This is a genomic window from Streptomyces sp. YJ-C3 (assembly GCF_053891275.1).
Window position 1 is genome coordinate 4,592,770 of sequence record NZ_CM132685.1, and the last position, 17,474, is coordinate 4,610,243.

Sequence of the window (17,474 nt, forward strand, 5' to 3'; positions counted from 1 at the left end):
GCTCGGTCCGCCCCGGTCAGGCCCCGTCGTCCCCCGCCAGTCCGGGCGGCCGCGTCCAGGGGTTGGCACCCACGCCCGGGACCGCGCAGTGCACCCCCGCGCCGCGCCGCAGCGCCGTGCGGGCCGCGAGCGACGCCAGTGTGGGCGGCACCCCGTACACCAGATGGCAGAAGTGCTCGGGAGCATGCCGGGAGGTCCACGACGGCGCATCGAACGAACGCAGATACGTCGACCAGTGCCCCTCGAACGTGACCAGCAGATCGGCGACGCGGACGTACCCGGGCGCCGGATGCACACCCGGGTTGAGGACCACGGTCGCCGCGCCGCTGTCCCGGGCGGCGTGGACCAGGCGCCGGGTGCCGCGCAGATCGTGACGGCCGGGGGCGACCTGGTCGAAGAAGCAGCCGTCGACGCCGTACCAGTCGCGGTGCCGCTGCACGTCGGTGACGACGGCCCGCGCCGCGCGCGCCCCGTAGGCCGTGTCGACGTAGCCGAGCACCCGCACCCCGGCCGCACGCAGCGCCCGGGAGGCGTCGGCGAAGGCCGGGTCGGGGGCCGTACCGGGGCCGTCCGCCGCGTTCAGGACCACCCCGTACAGCTGCGGCGCGGCCCGCACCAGTGCCTGCCAGGCAGCCGGGTTCTCGGCCGGGTGGACGTAGAGCGGCACGAGTACGCTCATCGCCGCTCCCCCACGCTGCCGTCCGCAGCCCATAGTGCGTCCAGGGAGGCGACCAGAGCGTGCTGCGGCTGCCACCCCAACTCCGAGGTCGCGAGGGCGACTTCGGCGCACTGCCAGGGGACCGCGGCGGACCGGCCGACGGCGCCCAGCGACTCCTCCACCCGGCCGCGGAAGCCGGACGCGCGGACCAGTCCGTGCACGAGCTCGCGGACCCGGACGGCCCGGCCGCTGCCGATGTTCAGGACCGGCGGCAGCGGTCGTGATGCGGTCAGGGCGAGCGCGGCGGCCTGCGCCACGTCCCGGACGTCGACGAAGTCGCGGTGCGCGGACAGGTCGCCGACCTGCACCGACGCGTCCTGCCGGGGGCGGGTGAGTGCCGCGGACAGCTCCGCGGTCAGGCGGCCGGGCAGGCCCGCGCGCGGGGCGCCCGGGCCGACGGGGTTGGTCACGCGCAGCACCACCGCGTCCAGGCCGGAGCCGGTGACCGCGAGGGTGCCCGCGAGCTTGCTCGCCCCGTACAGGGCGACCGGCCGGGCCGGCGCGTCCTCCCCGGTCCGCGCGCCGAGCGCCGTCGGGCCGTACTCGGCGGCGGAGCCGAGATGGACGAGCCGGGCCGTCGGCACCGCGTGGTTCATCGCCTCGCACAACACCGCCGGGCCGCGTGAGTTGACCTCGGTCAGGGTGAGTGCGCCGCCGCCGACGGCGCCCGCGCAGTTGACCACGGCGTCCGGCGCGGCCCGCTCCAGCACGCCCGCCAGAACACCGGGCTCCACTGTCGCGAGGTCGACCGGCAGATCGTCGGCGGGACGGCGGCCGCCGGTGAGCAGCCGCACGCCCGGCAGGGCGCGCAGCCGTTCGGCGATGTGCCCGCCCAGGTATCCCGAGGAGCCCAGGACGAGGATGCGCACGATCCGCTCACGCCCCCTTCAGGAGCAGGGAACGATGGGTGGTGAACTCGGCGTTGGCCCGGTCGTAGTCGTCGGGCCGGCCGATGTCGAGCCAGTAGCCGTCGAACTCGTGGGCGCGCGGTGGCGTCCCGCCCTGGAGCAGGTCGAGCACCAGCTCGTCGAAGCCGAGCGGCAGCCCCGGGGTGTAGCCGGTCAGGGTCTCGCGTGAGACGCCGTACACACCCATCGAGACGCGATAGTCCACCTTGGGCTTCTCGGTGAAGGCCACCACGTTCGCATCGTTCGTGGTCAGCACCCCGAAGTCGATGTGCACCTCACGGGCGTACGTCGCGATCGTCAGCGGCGCCCCCGACATCTGGTGACCGCGGAGCACCTCGGCGAAGTCCAGGTCGGTGAGGATGTCGCCGTTCATGACGAGGAAGTGCTCGGGCAGCCGGTCCATCATCGTCAGGAGCGGGCCCATGGTGCCCAGCGGACTCTCCTCCGTGGAGTAGCCGACGCGCAGGCCCCAGCGGGCCCCGTTGCCGACGTAGGCACGGATGATGTGGCCCAGGTGGCCGATGGCGATGGTGACCGTGGTGAAGCCGGACGCGGCGAGCTGACGCAGCACGATCTCCAGGATCGCGTGCTGATCGCCGATCGGGACGAGCGGTTTGGGCAGAGCGGTGGTGTACGGCCGCAGCCGTACGCCTTTTCCTCCGGCGAGGATGACGGCATGCATGGTCGGCTCCCTTGGGTGTGTGCGGCGCGGTCCTGCGTGGCGGCGCCGGGTCAGATGTTGTAGATGTCCGTCTTGTAGCGGGCCAGGTTGCCCGGGTCGCGGAAGAACGCGACCGTCTTCGCCAGGCCCTGTTCCAGGTCGTGGGCCGGGGACCAGCCGGTCGCCGCGTGCAGCCGGGAGGCGTCGGCCACCAGACGCATCACCTCGGAGTTCGCCGGACGGACGCGCCGCTCGTCCTCGCGGACGTCCAGGTCGGCGTCCATGACCTTGCCGATGAACCGGACCAGGTCGCCGACCGAGATCTCGCCCCCCGTACCGGCGTTGAACGTGAGGCCGGCCACCTGCTCCAGCGGCGCCGTACCCACTGCGAGGAAGGCGCGGGCGGTGTCCTCGACGTAGGTGAAGTCGCGCGTCGGACGCAGATCGCCGATCGTGATCTCCCGTGAGCCTGCGGCTACTTGGCCGATCACGGTGGGGATCACGGCCCGCATCGACTGACGCGGACCGAACGTGTTGAAGGGGCGCAGCGTGACGACCGGCGTGCCGAAGGACGCATGGTAGCTGTCCGCGAGCCGGTCACCGCCCGCCTTCGAAGCGGCGTACGGGGACTGGGTGTTGATGGGGTGGTCCTCGGTGATCGGGACCGTCCGCGCGGTGCCGTACGTCTCGCTCGTCGAGGTGTGGACGAGGCGCGGCGTGCCCAACTGACGTACTGCTTCGAGGACGTTGAGGGTGCCGGTGACGTTCGTGTCGACGTAGCTGTGCGGCGCCTGGTACGAGTACGGGATCGCGATCAGGGCCGCCAAGTGGTACGCCGCCTCGGCGCCCTCCAGAAGGCCGCGCACCGAGCCGGGGTCACGAACGTCGCCGAGGACGATCTCCACCTCCGCGAGGACGTCGGTGGACAGGGTCTCCAGCCATCCGTAGCTGGAGAAGGAGTTGTACTGGGCCATCGCGCGGACGCGGTGCCCGGTGGCGACGAGCGCCTCGGTGAGGTGCGAGCCGATGAAGCCCTCGGCTCCGGTCACGGCGACAAGGGGTGCCGATGTCATGGGTGCTCCCAGGAAGTGGCGGTAACGAGTGGGACACGTGTGCCGTCGGTCCGCGGCGCGGACTCAGGCGTGTGCGATCGGGCTGCTCAGCCGGAGTACGGCGAGGACGAGCAGGAGGCCGGCCGCGACGGCGGTGCAGAGCGCGGCGGGCAGGACGAGCGTGGTGGTGGCGGCGACAAGGGTGATCACGGCCGGCAGCCAGGCGGTGCCGAACGCCTGCAGGAGCAGGGCGGTCCACAACACCGCACCGACGCCGAGGAGTTCGGCCGGAGGGCCGGACACGGCGAGCGCGCCGCCGGCCAGCAGGGCCAGATACACCGCCGCGCACACCACCAGCGCACGCGTGGCCCGCAGCAGGAACCCTCCGGGGGTGGTGGAGGCGTGCAGTGCGGTGACGGCGAGCCCGCGGAAGCGGTACAGCAGCCACTCGGCCAGCCCCATGCTGAGGGTCAGGGCCACGACCGAGTACGGGTGCTGCCGGCCGAGGTAGAACGTCATCGCGCCCGCGGCAAAGCCGAAGAGCGCGTACGGGAGTGAGTGCAGCAGGGACGGTTTCGGCCCGGGCGAGGGCTCGGCGCGCAGGGCCCTGACCAGGACCAGCGCCGCGGCGGCCACCGCGAGTTCGAGGCTGACCACCAGCACGCCCACCCGCACGGCGGACGGCGGCTGCCACCAGAGCAGGGTCGCCGCAACCGCCGTCATGGGTGTCAGGGCCGCGGCAAGCAGCCACTCCCGGCCGAGGATCAGCAGCACTCCGCCCGCGGCAAGGTATGCCGACTGTCCGACGGCGAAGGACGCGCCCGGGCCCGGTCCGGCCACCATCACCCCGGCACCGGCCGCCACGAGGGCTCCCAGCGGCGCCCCCACGGCCAGCGTCCGCGCCGCCTCCCGCCGTCCGACGGCGAGGCGCACGTAGGCCCGGTGGCTCAGGCCCTGCATCCACGCCCAGGACACCAGCGCCGCCACGACCAGGCCGCGCAGCCCGGACGCGCCGCCCCACATCCCCGCCGCCAGCAGATAGGCCGTGCCCGGCAGCGCGAACAGCAGTCCGCGCAGCGCGCACCGCGCGTGGTCGGGCCGCCAGGGGTTGGCCGGCACGGGCGGATCCGGATAGAGCCGGGGCACCCGCCGGTAGACGGCCTCGGCCAGCGAGAACAGATCGGGATGCAGATACGTCTCCCGGATCCGCTCGCCGCTCATGCCCTGTGCCTCCAGGAGCGCCGCGACCTCGTACGGATGCACGGCGGCACCCACGTCGTCGGCGAGCTCGGCGGCCAGGGTGTCGACCGGGTCATCGGCGCGGGCCGGGCGCAAGGCGGCTGTGCGGGCCTCCCGCTCCGACCGCATCCGCACCGGACGTCCGCGGCGAGCGGCGAGCGCGTCACCCGTGGAACCGCGCGGCGGCACGGCGATCGGGCCGCTCATCCGGCCACCTCGACCGGCTCGCGCCCGACGGCCGTGACGCCGCCCAGCTCGCGGTAGATGGCGCAGAACGCGTCCACGGTCTGCCGCAGCGTGAACTGCTCGATCACCCGCAGCCGTGCCGCCTCGCCCATCGCCGCCCGCCGCCCGGGATCGGACAGCAGGTCGAGGGCGGCCCGCGCCATCGCCTCGGGGGAGCGCGGCGGCACCACCAAGCCCGTCGGGCCGACGGCCTCGCGCACCCCGCCGACGTCCGTGGACACCGTGGCCCGGCCGCACGACATCGCCTCGATCAAAGTGAACGGGAAGCCCTCGCTGATGCTCGACAGCATCACGACATTCCCTGCCGCGTACGCGTCCTTGATGTGCTCGACCCGGCCCTCGAACCGCACCGCGTCCCCGACACCGAGCTGCGCGGCGAGTGCCTCACAGCGCTCCCGGTAGGCCTCGCCACCACGCGGGGTACCCCCGAACAACCGCAACCGGGCGTCGGGGATCTCCTGTTGGACCAGGGCGAAGGCGCGGATCAGCGTCTCCAGGTCCTTGATCGGATCGACCCGGCCGGCCCAGCTGAGCGTGGGCCGCTCCGGCTCCGGCCCGGCCGACGGGAACGCCGCCGGGTCCACGCCGTTGTAGACGGTGCGGATCAGCTCCGGATCGGCGCCGCCGCGCTCCTCCCACAGCCGGTTGTACCGGTTGCCCGGCGTGATCAGGGCGGCCCTGCGGTACGTCTCCTCGGCCAGCAGCCGGAAGAAGCCCAGCATCACCGCCTTCACCGGCCAGCTGTACGGGCCCGTGCGGTAGCCGAGGTAGCGCTCGCGCAGATACACCCCGTGCTCCGTCAACAACAGCGGCACACCGTGCTCATGACGGGCCATCAGCCCCGGCAGCACCGCGATGCCGCCGCTCACCGCGTGGGCCACCCCGCGCTCGGGCGGCCGCGCCGCGAGCGGCCGCAGCGCGTGCTCCAGCAGACTCGTCGCGGTCAGCGCGTCGTGCAGGCTCGGCCGGGCGGCGGCCACGTCCAGACCTGGCCGCCGCCACACGGAGGTGAGGACCCGCACGGCGCCGTTCCCCCGCAGCACCGCCGAGAGCGCACCCGCGCGGGCGTGCCGGCCCAGCTCGTACAGCGCCGGACCGAAACCGTCCTCGGCCGCCGGGTCCAGCAGTGCGGTCACGAACGTTTCGAAGGCCGCCAGCAGGGCGCGAGCGATGCGGCCGCGCGGGGCCCGACCGGCCGGAGCCGGCCCCCACATCGGCAGCGACACCGGTTCCGACACGTGCGGGGGCAGCTTCCAGGCGAGCGGCTCGCGCCCGGTGCCGGTGACCGCGAGGACGTCGAAGCGGACCTCCGGCATGCCGCGCACGAGCTGGTCGCACCAGACACTGACGCCGCCGTGACTGTGCGGATAGGTGCCCTCCGTCAGCAGGGTGACGTGCGGCACGGAACGTAGAGGAATAGGAGACACGGGAGAGTCCGAGACTTCCAACACTGTGAGGCTCCGGTTGACTCACTCGGTACGGGCGGTTCAGTTCGGCAGCTTCAGCGACACCTGGCTCTGGAGCGTGCCGGGGGACGCCCAGCCGGAGACTCTCCCGGCGTATGCGGTTCCGAACTTCTGCGTTCCGAGGACGAGTTGCTGCACAGTTCCGCTCGGCGCCGTAGCGGTGACCGCCACTCCCGAGGGGGCCTGGACCGTCACCGCCGTGCCGATGCGGTACGCCGTCACCTTGTTGGCGTCGATGGCCGCGCTCCAGGCAGCACGCTGCTTCATCTCCGTACCGAGCTGTGCCATCGGCAGGTTCACGATCGGCGCGGAGGAGGTGAAGAGCGAGGAATACGTGTCGAGGACGCGGTCGAGCACCGGGTAGGCGATGCGGTCCTCGGCGAGGTTCGACTGGTGGATGTAGTGCGGGTCCGGGTCGTTGTTGAGCACGTGTCCGAACGCGGTGCGTGCCTCCTGCGGCACGATGTACGACGTGTAGCCGTCGGCCGGGAGCGGTGCGGACAGGCAGGTCGTGGTGGCGGAACCCTCACAGATGCCGCTGCCGCCGTCGGCCTTCGAGGTGTAGATCCAGTTGTACTCGTCGACCATCTCGGCGGCCCGGCCCGCGTTGTAGTACACGTTCATCGGGTGGCGCGGCACGGTCAGCGCCGGGCCGGCCTTGCGCTGGTCGGTCTCACGGGAGGCGTCCGAGGCCAGCCAGGTGACCCCGTTCTGGCTCAGGGCGCCCGCCAGGTTCGGGTTGTCGTCGGGCTGCTGCGGCAGCACCTTCAGACCCGAGTGCTCACCGGTGACCAACTCGCCCTTGTTCAGGGACAGTCCGTTGCGCTGACCCCACGCGTGATTGTCGGAGACCTCCTGGGAGATCTTCGCCTGCGTCACGTACTGCGTCGTCCCGTTCGCATTCTTCGCGCACTTCCAGGGCACCGCGCTGACATCTTGCACACAGCCCAGGAACGGGTGGTCGTAGGTGTGGTTCACCCAGCGGTACGTGCCCTTGTCGGCGAGGAGCTGGGCGGCGAGGGCGTCGGTGCCGCCGTTGTCCGCCTTGAACATCTCGCTGCCGCCGCCGTTGAACACCATGTCGAGCGTGAAGCCGCGCTGCTTCGACCACTGCGCCGCGTACTGCGCGTCGGCCGCCGTCATCCGGATCTCGTCCGGGGTGCCGCCGCCGCCCGCGCAGTCGACGTCGCCCGGCGTGCAGTTGAGGTCGGAGTTCCACCGGTCGTCGGCGAGGAACACGTCGTCGACGTGGACCGAGAAGTAGTTCCGCGAGGCCCCCAGGTGCACCCCTTGCGTCATCCAGTCGACGATGCCGCGCACCAGCAGCCGGAACTGCTTCTGGTACTGGTTGTAGACGAAGTTCACGACCAGCTCACGGCGCCCGTCGTGCTTGTACTCGCCCACCAGCGAGCCACGTTGGTCGGTGCCCGGGATCGGCGCCTCCACGTAGGGCGTGAAGTCGGCACCCTCGGCGGGCCGCGCGAGATAGCCATAACTCTCGGCCACGTCCGGGGAGTTGTTCTCGAACGGCAGCGAGCCGGACAGATACCCGAACGCGCCGGCCTTGCCCGCATCGGTCACCTGGGCCTCGATGCCGTCGAGGATTCCGGCGAACTGCGGCGGCTGCAGGCCCACCTCGGCGCGGGCATAGGTGTACGCGTCCACCTGAGGGATCGAGAACTTCTTCTCGTAGTCGGCGAGCGCGGTCGACTCCGCCGAGCCGGCACCGAACGGGTTGTCGTCCGGCAGCACGACCGCCTGGAACTTGGCTCGAGGCCGGCCGCTGACGGTGTCCGCGAGGAACGCGGCATCGATCTTGGGACGGTTGGACTGCCTGAGGTCGACGGTGGTGTACGGCGTGCCCTCGCTGTCGAGTTCGGCGGCGATGGCCGCGGTGGCCGGGCCGCCGTCGGTCACGACCAGGACGCGCAGGTCGATCCTGGGCTGGGTCTCGGCGGCCGAGGCCGGCGCCGTGGGCAGTGCGAGCGCGAGGAACAGGGCGCCGGCGCCGACGGCCGCCGCTCCCGAAGAGCGATTCATGTGGTGGTGGTCCCCTCCCTGACCGAACGCAGGACGGCCCCCGCCGCCGTGCGTCCGCCCCCCAGCGACACGCCCCGGCTGTAGTCCGTGGCCGTGCCGCTCTGACGCGTCACATGGTGCGGCTTCGCTGGACTTGGTGTGCGGATTCTGTGAATCGCGACAGAGGAAAGAGAGCGCCGGTGAGGTGCGTGTTCGGGAGCGCGCGCCTTCGCCGGATGGAAGTGTCTCGCAAAGAAGTGGCCGGTCAGGAGCGTGTATGCCGTGCGCATGTATTACTGGATGACTGTCGCAATTGACGAGTTCTCATCAGATCCAATTCATCCGTGTGGGTGGGGTGACCGAAGAGACGCGTGTGCGATAGCAAGCGCTGTCGGAAAGCGCTTTTCTCCAATTCGACCGCATCGGGGAATGCGACTGCGGCTGCACGGAACGGCTACCGAAGAGGTCCCTGCTCGTCGACGTGGAACGTCGGAGTCCCGAGGAACACGTCGTCGGCCACCGGCCCGTACGCGATGTTGAACGTGTCCAGCCAGTACGACCAGTCCTGCATGCCGGCCGCGCTGCTGAAGCGGTAGTTCAGCTGCCATCGCACCCACTGGCCCGGAAGCAGCCGCACCGCCGGCGGCCGACGCGACCGGGGAGGCAGGGCGAACAGCGGCTGCACCCGGGGAAGAATCCGCAACCGGCCGTCGGCTTCGCGGAGCTGCACATCGACGTTGCGGCGTTCCGCTCGACCGTCGTGCGGCGCGAAGTCGTCCCGCTCGTGCATGCGGACCGTGTGCGCGAGGGGCGCAAGCTCATGCGGCAGCTCGAACCCGACCGGGGCGGCATTCCTGCGGGCGGCGCCCTCGCCCCCGCGCGACTGCTTGGTCCAGGACGTCCGGACCCACTGCACGGTGACATCCATGACCTCTCCCCTTCACTTCCCCCACGGCTGCATCACGGGAGAGCGTGCCCGCGCGAGCGGACGACGTCAAAGGAAATTCACCAGAAGCTGCTGATCAGCGCGCCGGCAGCTGCGCACGAGGAGGGACGAGCCGTCTCGAGTGGGCTCGGCCCAGGGGTGCCCGACACCTTCGGAGGACCGCAGCCGCCGCTACTGTCGGGCCATGCCCGAGGGATCAGTGAGAGTGGGCACGACGACGGCGAGCCCTACGACCTGGAGCACTTCCAGCTCCTTCCCGCGGGCGCGGACTGGCGCGTCCAGGTCCGCCGGACCGCCTACTGGGCGCTCGGCCAGGACCGACTGACCGGCTTCGCAGGCGAGGCCGGGTTCACCGGCCCCGCGTGGCACCCGCCGCAGGAGTCGGGCTTCTTCCAGCCCCTGCTGGTGGCTCGGGTTCCCGGGCAGGGACGCCGCGCACACACCGCAGCCGTCGTCGCGCAGCCCCGTCCCATAGGCTCGTCACCACGATGAACAGCAACAATCCGTCCGCGACCCCGCCCAAGGCGGACAAGGCGACCGTGCGTCGGCACAATCTCAGCCTCGTTCTGACCACCGTCCACGAGGAGGGCGAGACGACCCGGTCGGGTGTCGCCTCGCGGGTCGGGCTGACCCGGGCCGCGGTCTCCTCCCTCGTGGACCAGCTCCTCACCGACGGGTTTCTCTCCGAGTGGGGCAAGACGTTCAGCGGGCAGGCGGGGCGCCCGGGAACAGCGCTCAAGGTGGCGCGGAGCGGACCCGCCGGGCTCGGGGTGGAGATCAACATCGACTACATCACCGTGTGCGTGGTCGACCTGGCGGGCACCGATCGCGTCCGTCTGGTGGAGCGGATGGACAATCGGAGCGCCTCGCCCGCCTCCGTGCTCTCGCAGGCGGCACGGATCGCGGCTCGTGCCATCGAGTCGGCCGCCGAGCAGGATCTGCGTCCGGTGGCCGCCGAGCTGGCGCTGCCCGGCCTGGTGTCCGGCGGCGCGGTGCGCCAGGCACCGAATCTCGGCTGGAACCGGGTACCGGTCGAGGGCCTGTTCGCGCAGGCGTTGACGGCGCTGCGCCCCACGCACCGCGCCCTCCCGGTCAGCGCCGACAACGAGGCGAATCTCGCGGCCATGGCGGAGCTCTGGTTCGGCGGAGGCACGGGCGGCGACGGCACGGGCCGCGTGAGGAGCTTCATCTATCTGACCGGCGAGATCGGCATCGGCGGCGCGCTGGTCCTGCACGGTCAACTACTGCGTGGCGCCCACGGGTTCGCCGGTGAGATCGGGCACGTGGTGGTGGAGCCGGACGGGCCCGAGTGCCGGTGCGGAGCGCGCGGATGCCTGGAGCAGTACGCGGGGCAGGCGGCCCTGCTGCGGACGGCGGGGCTCGACGAGGCGGCGGGCGCGGCCGGCGTCGCGGAGCTGGAGAGCCGGGCCCGCGCGGGCGACACGGCGGCCCTGGCCGCGCTGGAAGACGCCGGGCGGCGCCTTGGCCGGGTGCTGTCGGGCGCCGTGAACCTCGTCGATCCGGACGCGGTGGTCCTCGGCGGTGTCTTCCGCGGGCTCATGCCGTGGCTGGCTCCCGCCGCGGACCGGGAGCTGACGGCGCGGGTGGTGTCGGGGCTGTGGACACCCGGCAACGGGCGGCTGCGGGCCTCCTCCTCGTCCGGTGACGCGGCGCGCGGCGCGGCCGTCCGCATGGTCCGTGAGGTGCTGGCCGACCCGGCGGCGTACGCGGAGCGCGAGACGGGCTGACGTGTCCGTTCCGCGCTCCGGGTCCTGCGGGGCCGGTCAGTGCCGGTGCGCGGCGATCAGCCGCCGGTACCAGTGGTAGCTGTCCTTGGGCGTGCGCTTCTGGGTGTCGTAGTCGACGCGGACGATTCCGAACCGCTTGGCGTAGCCCAGCGCCCACTCGAAGTTGTCCAGGAGCGACCACACGTAGTAGCCGCGCACGTCGACGCCCTTGTCCATGGCGTCGCGCAGCGCCGTGAGGTGACTGTGCAGGTAGGTGACGCGGTCGTCGTCGTGCACGGCGCCGTCGTCGGCCACCGCGTCGTGTTCGGCGGAACCGTTCTCCGTGATGTGGACGGGCGGCAGGGCGTCGCCGTACGTGGCCTTCAGGTCGGTCAGCAGGTCCGTGAAGGTCTCCGGGACGACCGGCCAGCCCATGGCCGTTTTCCGGACGCCCGGGTAGTCCACCTCGGCGTACCGGTTGTCGGTGGCGACGCGGAGCGCCGGGTCGGGCTCGCGGTGGGGGGCGTCGGCGACGACGATGGGCCGGTAGTAGTTGATGCCGAGGAAATCCAGTGGCTGCGCGATCAGTTCGAGGTCGCCCTCGCGGCGGAAGTCCTGGCGGGTGATCAGTTCGCCCCAGGTGTCCTCGTCGGAGGCCGGGTAGCGGCCGGCGAGGATCGGTTCGGTCCACACGAGGTTGTGCTGGGTATCGGCGCGCAGGGCGGCGGCCCGGTCGGCAGCGGAGTCCGTCGCGGGGACGTTCCGGTCGAGGTTGAGGGTGATGCCCGCCTCGCGGACGCCCGCGGCGCGCAGCGCCTTCATCGCCAGGCCGTGTCCGACGAGCAGGTGGTGCGCGGCGGCGAGTGCGCCGCGGCCCTCCTTCGCGCCGGGTGCGTGGCGGCCCACCGAGTAGCCCAGGAAGGCGCTGCACCAGGGCTCATTGAGGGTGATCCAGCGCGGGACGCGGTCGGCGAGGTGCTCGGCGACGATCGCGGTGTACTCGCCGAACCGCTCGGCGGTCTCGCGGACCCGCCAGCCTCCTTCGTCCTCCAGGGCCTGCGGGAGGTCCCAGTGGTAGAGCGTGGCGGCCGGCTCGATGCCGGCTTCCAGCAGCTCGTCGACCAGCCGGGAGTAGAAGTCGAGGCCCTTCTGGTTCGCCGGGCCCTTGCCGGTGGGCTGGATGCGCGGCCAGGCGATCGAGAAGCGGTACGAGTGGACGCCGAGGCCGCGCAGCAGCGCCACGTCCTCGGGGTAGCGGTGGTAGTGGTCGCAGGCCACGTCGCCGGTGTCACCGCCGTCCGTGCGGCCGGGCGTGTGGCTGTAGGTGTCCCAGATGGAGGGGCCGCGCCCGTCCTCGTACGCGGCGCCCTCGATCTGGTACGAGGCGGTGGCGGCGCCGAACACGAAGCCCGGCGGGAACGTGGGGAACGCGGTGAAGTCGCTCATGAGTGACCTTACTTGACGGATCCGCCGGTGATGCCGGCGGCGATGTACTTCTGGGCGAGGACGAGCAGGACGGCCGCCGGGATCGCCGACAGGACGGATGCGGCCATGACCGAGCCCCAGTCGCCGACGTGGGCGCCGATGTACTGGTAGATGCCGAGGGTGACCGGCTTGACGTCGTCGGTGGTGTTGAGCGTGAGCGCGAACATGAAGTCGCTCCACGCGTACAGGAAGGAGAACAGGCCCGCGGTGATGAGGGAGTTGCGGCTCATCGGCAGCACGACCTGGATGAACGTGCGCAGCTTGCCCGCGCCGTCGACCTCGGCGGCCTCGATGACCTCCTTGGGGATGGCCACCATGAACGAGCGCATCAGGACGATGGCGAAGGGGATGCCGAGCGAGGCGTCGGCGAGCATCAGGCCGAAGTAGGAGTTGACCAGGCCGAGATCGACGTACGCACTGTACAGGGCGTTGGCGATGACGATGCCCGGCACCATCTGGGTGATGAGGGTGCCGAAGACGATGGACTTGGTGCCGGGCAGCCGGAACTGGGCGAGGCCGTACGCGGCGGGCGCGGCGATCGCGAGGCAGATGACGACGGCGCCGAGCGCGACGGCGAGCGACGTCAACAGGTGACCGCCCTGCTCGCTGATCGCGGAGGTGAATCCGGACAGATCGACCGAGTGCGGTACAGGCGAGACCTCGAGGAGCCCGGACTCGGGCTGCAGTGCCGTGTTGATCATCCAGTACAGCGGGAACAGCATCACGCACAGGAAGACCACGCCGGCGACGGTGGCGCCCCAGCGGCGCCTCGGCTTCTGCACGACAGACGGGTGAGTGGTCGCCATGCCGGTCACTTCCCCTCGGAGCGGTTGGCCCGCAGGTAGAACACCGCGAAGACGGCGGAGATCAGGATCAGGACGTTGCCGACGACGGCGCCCGCGCCGAAGTCGAGCTGCACGAAGGAGTTCTGGTAGGTGAGCGTGCCGAGCGTCTGGGTGGAGTCGGCCGGGCCGCCGTCGGTCAGGGCGAGGATCAGGTCGAGGATCTTCACCGTCGACATGAAGCCCAGCACGAGGACGACCGTGATCACCGGCTTGAGCAGGGGCAGCGTGATGGATCGGAAAGTCCGCCAGGCGGAGGCGCCGTCGAGGGAGGCGGCCTCGTACAGCTCCTTGGGGATCTCCTGCAGTCCGCCGTAGAGGATCACCATGTTGAACGGGATGCCGATCCAGATGTTCACCATGATCACGGAGAACAGGGCCATGCCGGGGCTGGTCAGCCACGGGGTGTGGCCGCCGAGGCCGAGGGTGTCGAAGAAGGAGTTGAGGACTCCGGTGTCCTGGTCGAGGATGCGGCGCCACACGATGCCGGAGACGACCATCGGCACGAGCCAGGGCAGCAGGATCAGCGAGCGCAGGAAGCCGTTGAGCGCGAACTTCTTGGTGAAGAAAACGGCGAGCGCGAGGCCGATGCCGAACTGGCCGATCAGCGAGCCGATCGTGAAGACGATGGTGTGCCACAGCGCCTTGCCGAAGAGGTCGTCGTGGAAGACCTTGCTCCAGTTGTCGGTGCCGTTGAAGGGGGACTTGCCGTCGAAGAACGTGGACGGGGAGAAGTCCTGGAAGCTCATCACGACGTTGCGGACGAGCGGGTAGCCGAAGAACAGCAGCATGAAGACGACGGCGGGCGCGATGAAGCCCCACTGGGAGAGTCTGCGGCGCCGTCGCGGGTCGCGCTTGTTCACCGTGGCGGCGGGGGCCGGCCGGGTGGCGGTGGCGGAAGCCGTGGTGGTCGACATGTTCGTGAGTCCCCTCAGTTCCCGCTCGTGGCGCGGCTCTGCGCCTTCTTCAGGGCGGCCTCGCTGGACTGCCCGGTCAGCGCCGACTGGAAGGCGCTCTGCAGGGCCAGCGACACGGACGACCAGCGGGCCCCGACCTTCGCGGTGCGGGAGCGGGCGGTGGCCACCTGGTCGGCGAGGGCGTCGAGTTCGGGCACTTCCTTGCGCCAGATCGCGGCGGCCTTCTCGTTGGCCGGGACCATCCAGCTGTTGCGCGCGTAGGAGATCTGCTCCTTCTCGCTCGCCATACAGCCGATGATCTTCGCGGCGGTCTTCTCGCGCGCGGTGTCTCCGGTCTTCGGCACGGTCAGTACGGCGCCGCCGAGCGGGCCGACGGACTTGTCACCCGTCTTCGGGACCGGGATCCGGGCGATGCCCCAGTGCAGGTTCTTCTTGGTGTTGAGGGTCTCGACCTGCCAGGGACCGTTGATCATCATCGCGGCGTTGCCCGCCATGAACTGGTCGTTGACGTCGGCCTGCGTCCAGTTGACGGTCGACTTGGACAGCGAGCCGTCCTTCAGGAGGCCCTTCCAGTAGTCGAGCGCCTGCGCGACGTTCTGGGTGGCGAGGTCCGTCTCGTCACCGCCGTTGGACCACATGAACGGGGTGAACTGGAAGACCCCGTCCTCGGCTCCGCCCGCGCTCAGGGCGATGCCGTACTGCTTGCCCTGGGTGAGCTTCTTCGCCGTGTCCTGCATCTCGGCCCAGGTGGTGGGGACTTCGAGGCCGGCCTTGTTCAGGATGTCCTTGTTGTAGAAGAGCGCGAGGGTGTTCACCGTGCGCGCCGCGCCGTAGTACGTGCCCTTGTACGAGCCGAAGTCGACGATGCCCTCGGGGATGTCCTGCGTGGACAGACCCAGGGAGCGCAGGTCGACCAGGCCGCCGGCCTCGGCGAACGTCGGCATCTCGGAGGCGTCGAACTGGATGACGTCCGGGAGCGACTTCGACGACGCCATGCGCAGCGACTTCGTCATGACCTGCGCCGCGGGCACGCTCTGCTGCTCGATGGTGATCCCGAGCTGCTTGCTGCAGCGGGCGAGCGTGGCGGCGTCCCAGCCGTGGTACGAGTCGTCGGTCGAGGAGTTGAGGACGGTGTAGACGTCGTCGTCGCGCTGCTGGCCGCAGCCGGCGAGCGCCGCGGCGGCGACGAGTGCGGAGACAACGGTGAGCGGGACCATGGCCCGGCGGCCGGTACGACGGCGCCTGGTGCGCGTCGCGTCCGGTGGAGGAACTGCTGTCACGGTGGTTGCCCTTGCCTGGGAGGGGTGGCCGGCCCTTGTGGAACTCCGGTGTTCCGCAGGGGTGTTCGCGCATCCCGGTACGGCTCCGACCCGCGCCGTAGGGACTGCATCGCGAAAGGGGCCGGCGTCAGCGGACGCCGAGCAGATGCTCCAGGGCGAGCTGGTCCAGGCGCTCGAACGCCATCGACCGCTGGGCGGCGGCATCGACGTCGAAGTCCTCGAACGCGCCCTTGTCCGCGAGGAGTCCGGCGAGGCCCTCCACGGCGGTGGGCTGTGCGAGCTGGTCGAGGCGGGAGGTGAGCAGTGCCTCCCGCACCTCGGGGTCGGCGCGGAAGGCGGCCGCCCGCTCCTTGAGGATCAGGTAGTTGCGCATGCAGTTCTTCGCGGACTCCCACACACCGTCGAAGCCGTCAGTGCGCACCGGCTTGAAGTCGAAGTGGCGCGGCCCCTCGTAACCGGCGCTCTCCAGCAGGTCGACGAGCCAGAACGCCTGGCGTACGTCGCCGGCGCCGAAGCGGAAGTCCTGGTCGTACTTGATGCCGGTCTGACCGTTGAGGTCGATGTGGAACAGCTTGCCCGCCCACAGGGCCTGGGCGATGCCGTGCGGGAAGTTCAGGCCCGCCATCTGTTCGTGGCCGACCTCCGGGTTGACGCCCACGAGTTCCGGGCGCTCCAGGCGCTCGATGAACGCCAGCGCGTGGCCGATGGTCGGCAGGAGGATGTCGCCGCGCGGTTCGTTCGGCTTGGGCTCGATGGCGAACTTGAGGTCGTAGCCCTTCTCGATGACGTATGCGCCGAGGAGGTCGAAGGCCTCCTTCATCCGGTCGAGCGCGTGCCGGACGTCCTTGGCACCGCCGGATTCGGCCCCTTCGCGGCCGCCCCACGCGACGTAGGTCTGCGCGCCCAGCTCGGCCGCGAGGTCGATGTTGCGCATGGTCTTGCGCAGTGCGTAGCGGCGCACGTCGCGGTCGTTGGCGGTGAAGCCGCCGTCCTTGAAGACCGGGTGCGTGAAGAGGTTCGTGGTGGCCATCGGGACGACCAGGCCGGTCTCGTCGAGGGCGGTGCGGAACCGCTTGACGATGGTCTCGCGCTCGGCGTCGGAGGCACCGAACGGGATCAGGTCGTCGTCGTGGAACGTGACGCCGTAGGCGCCGAGTTCGGCCAGGCGACGCACCGACTCGACCGGGTCCAGAGCCGGCCTGGTGGCGTCACCGAACGGGTCGTTCCCCCGCCAGCCGACGGTCCACAGGCCGAAGGTGAACTTGCTGTCAGGGGTGGGAGTGAAGCGATCGGACATGGTGCGGCCCTTTGCTGCTGCGCGACGTCCGGCGTCCACCGGACGTTTGTTTTCTGACATGACTAATACGCCATGCTGCGTCGAAGCGCTAGACCCTTCGATGCGACCAACGCACGATCCACCCAGTTTTACCTGGCCATAGGCCGTTCGAAGCGCTTCGACAAATCTTCCCCTTGCGACCCTTGCCCTTTTGTTTTGTGTACGGTCAAATGGCGTCGGCAGAACCTTTGCTTTCAAGATCGCAAGTGAGTTGAGAGGCGCCATGGCACCGTCGTCACCGTCGGCCGGAATCGTGCTCGGCGTGGTCCGTGCCACGCGGGTTACGGAAACGGCCGTCATCGACGCCACCACTCGCCGCCTCCTCACCGAGAGCCGGGCCCCACGCCTGGTCACCGAGCGGCACATCGACGGCGAACGCGGCCTCGGCCTGCCGCACGCCACCGCGCTCCTTCGGCCTCCGCCCCGACGCCACGCAAGCGGTCACACGCTCTGTCCGACTCCCCGGTGGCGCGGCGAGAGGCCGTGCCGGACGGCGACGGGAGGCCCACCGTCCGGCCTGCCGGTCCCCGCTGCCCGAGGCCGACGATCCGGTCGCGCTCGGCGCCGCGACCGGCCGCGGTCCCGTCACCAGCGCCCCCGGATGACGCACCCGCCACGGCACACTGCCGCCC

Annotated in this window: 15 protein-coding genes and 1 pseudogene; 2 read left to right on the forward strand and 14 right to left on the reverse strand. The window is 70.8% G+C overall.

Translation table 11 applies throughout. The annotated features are described in order from the left end of the window. Window positions 1-16: 16 nt before the first annotated feature. The 8 genes from ACVHNB_RS20545 to ACVHNB_RS20580 form a co-directional block, all read right to left on the reverse strand. On the reverse strand, window positions 17-679 hold the full coding sequence (locus ACVHNB_RS20545) for a spherulation-specific family 4 protein (protein WP_428957273.1): 663 nt from the start codon (window positions 677-679) through the stop codon (window positions 17-19). Next, window positions 676-1,587, reverse strand: coding sequence for an NAD-dependent epimerase/dehydratase family protein (locus ACVHNB_RS20550; RefSeq protein WP_428957272.1), 912 nt, complete (start codon window positions 1,585-1,587; stop codon window positions 676-678). The genes ACVHNB_RS20545 and ACVHNB_RS20550 overlap by 4 nt, the downstream gene beginning before the upstream one ends. A gap of 7 nt (window positions 1,588-1,594) precedes the next feature. Next, window positions 1,595-2,308, reverse strand: a complete 714-nt coding sequence (locus ACVHNB_RS20555) for a nucleotidyltransferase family protein (RefSeq protein WP_428957271.1) — start codon at window positions 2,306-2,308, stop codon at window positions 1,595-1,597. 50 nt (window positions 2,309-2,358) lie between these two features. After that, entirely contained in the window at window positions 2,359-3,360 is a 1,002-nt protein-coding gene (locus ACVHNB_RS20560) for a GDP-mannose 4,6-dehydratase (protein WP_456225507.1), read from the reverse strand. Window positions 3,361-3,423: 63 nt separating this feature from the next. Then, window positions 3,424-4,785 (reverse strand): hypothetical protein, encoded by a 1,362-nt coding sequence (locus ACVHNB_RS20565; RefSeq protein WP_428957269.1) that lies wholly within the window; start codon window positions 4,783-4,785, stop codon window positions 3,424-3,426. After that, entirely contained in the window at window positions 4,782-6,227 is a 1,446-nt protein-coding gene (gene pelF / locus ACVHNB_RS20570) for a GT4 family glycosyltransferase PelF (protein WP_456225508.1), read from the reverse strand. The genes ACVHNB_RS20565 and pelF overlap by 4 nt, the downstream gene beginning before the upstream one ends. A gap of 84 nt (window positions 6,228-6,311) precedes the next feature. Further along, window positions 6,312-8,330, reverse strand: coding sequence for a hypothetical protein (locus tag ACVHNB_RS20575; RefSeq protein ID WP_456225509.1), 2,019 nt, complete (start codon window positions 8,328-8,330; stop codon window positions 6,312-6,314). 433 nt (window positions 8,331-8,763) lie between these two features. Continuing rightward, window positions 8,764-9,237: a hypothetical protein gene (locus tag ACVHNB_RS20580; protein ID WP_456225510.1), complete on the reverse strand. Its 474-nt coding sequence runs from the start codon at window positions 9,235-9,237 to the stop codon at window positions 8,764-8,766. Between the two features lie 228 nt (window positions 9,238-9,465). Here ACVHNB_RS20580 and ACVHNB_RS20585 point away from each other — a divergent pair. Both ACVHNB_RS20585 and ACVHNB_RS20590 read left to right on the forward strand, forming a co-directional pair. Continuing rightward, window positions 9,466-9,747: pseudogene (locus tag ACVHNB_RS20585) on the forward strand (hypothetical protein); the annotation flags it as partial. Continuing rightward, a complete protein-coding gene (locus ACVHNB_RS20590) occupies window positions 9,744-11,003 on the forward strand; it encodes an ROK family transcriptional regulator (RefSeq protein WP_428957265.1) in 1,260 nt (419 codons plus the stop codon). The pseudogene ACVHNB_RS20585 and the gene ACVHNB_RS20590, both read left to right, overlap by 4 nt. Before the next feature lie 36 nt (window positions 11,004-11,039). Here the strand turns inward: ACVHNB_RS20590 and ACVHNB_RS20595 are convergent, their stop codons facing one another. The 6 genes from ACVHNB_RS20595 to ACVHNB_RS20620 all read right to left on the reverse strand — a co-directional run bounded on the left by ACVHNB_RS20595 (window position 11,040) and on the right by ACVHNB_RS20620 (window position 17,239). Next, window positions 11,040-12,428, reverse strand: a complete 1,389-nt coding sequence (locus tag ACVHNB_RS20595; protein WP_428957264.1) for a GH1 family beta-glucosidase — start codon at window positions 12,426-12,428, stop codon at window positions 11,040-11,042. Between the two features lie 8 nt (window positions 12,429-12,436). Then, window positions 12,437-13,273, reverse strand: coding sequence for a carbohydrate ABC transporter permease (locus ACVHNB_RS20600; protein WP_428957263.1), 837 nt, complete (start codon window positions 13,271-13,273; stop codon window positions 12,437-12,439). 5 nt (window positions 13,274-13,278) lie between these two features. Further along, window positions 13,279-14,226, reverse strand: a complete 948-nt coding sequence (locus tag ACVHNB_RS20605) for a carbohydrate ABC transporter permease (RefSeq protein ID WP_428957262.1) — start codon at window positions 14,224-14,226, stop codon at window positions 13,279-13,281. A gap of 14 nt (window positions 14,227-14,240) precedes the next feature. Beyond that, complete coding sequence (locus ACVHNB_RS20610) at window positions 14,241-15,443, reverse strand: ABC transporter substrate-binding protein (protein WP_456228917.1); 1,203 nt, start codon at window positions 15,441-15,443, stop codon at window positions 14,241-14,243. A 190-nt stretch (window positions 15,444-15,633) separates the two neighbouring features. Continuing rightward, the gene (xylA, locus tag ACVHNB_RS20615; RefSeq protein ID WP_456225511.1) at window positions 15,634-16,803 is read right to left on the reverse strand and encodes a xylose isomerase; all 1,170 of its coding nucleotides are present in this window, start codon (window positions 16,801-16,803) and stop codon (window positions 15,634-15,636) included. Window positions 16,804-17,077: 274 nt separating this feature from the next. After that, window positions 17,078-17,239 carry a hypothetical protein gene (locus ACVHNB_RS20620; protein ID WP_428957260.1) on the reverse strand — a complete coding sequence of 54 codons (162 nt, stop codon included), beginning with the start codon at window positions 17,237-17,239 and terminating at the stop codon, window positions 17,078-17,080. Window positions 17,240-17,474: the final 235 nt, after the last annotated feature.

Excerpts from the sequence above, each read along its gene's own strand:
- ACVHNB_RS20580 (WP_456225510.1), bottom strand. The coding sequence starts at position 9,237 with ATGGATGTCACCGTGCAGTGGGTCCGGACGTCCTGGACCAAGCAGTCG.
- ACVHNB_RS20590 (WP_428957265.1), top strand. The coding sequence starts at position 9,744 with ATGAACAGCAACAATCCGTCCGCGACCCCGCCCAAGGCGGACAAGGCG.
- xylA (WP_456225511.1), bottom strand. The coding sequence starts at position 16,803 with ATGTCCGATCGCTTCACTCCCACCCCTGACAGCAAGTTCACCTTCGGC.
- ACVHNB_RS20605 (WP_428957262.1), bottom strand. The coding sequence starts at position 14,226 with ATGTCGACCACCACGGCTTCCGCCACCGCCACCCGGCCGGCCCCCGCC.
- ACVHNB_RS20575 (WP_456225509.1), bottom strand. The coding sequence starts at position 8,330 with ATGAATCGCTCTTCGGGAGCGGCGGCCGTCGGCGCCGGCGCCCTGTTC.
- ACVHNB_RS20565 (WP_428957269.1), bottom strand. The coding sequence starts at position 4,785 with ATGAGCGGCCCGATCGCCGTGCCGCCGCGCGGTTCCACGGGTGACGCG.
- ACVHNB_RS20595 (WP_428957264.1), bottom strand. The coding sequence starts at position 12,428 with ATGAGCGACTTCACCGCGTTCCCCACGTTCCCGCCGGGCTTCGTGTTC.
- ACVHNB_RS20555 (WP_428957271.1), bottom strand. The coding sequence starts at position 2,308 with ATGCATGCCGTCATCCTCGCCGGAGGAAAAGGCGTACGGCTGCGGCCG.
- ACVHNB_RS20560 (WP_456225507.1), bottom strand. The coding sequence starts at position 3,360 with ATGACATCGGCACCCCTTGTCGCCGTGACCGGAGCCGAGGGCTTCATC.
- ACVHNB_RS20600 (WP_428957263.1), bottom strand. The coding sequence starts at position 13,273 with ATGGCGACCACTCACCCGTCTGTCGTGCAGAAGCCGAGGCGCCGCTGG.
- ACVHNB_RS20545 (WP_428957273.1), bottom strand. The coding sequence starts at position 679 with ATGAGCGTACTCGTGCCGCTCTACGTCCACCCGGCCGAGAACCCGGCT.
- ACVHNB_RS20610 (WP_456228917.1), bottom strand. The coding sequence starts at position 15,443 with ATGGTCCCGCTCACCGTTGTCTCCGCACTCGTCGCCGCCGCGGCGCTC.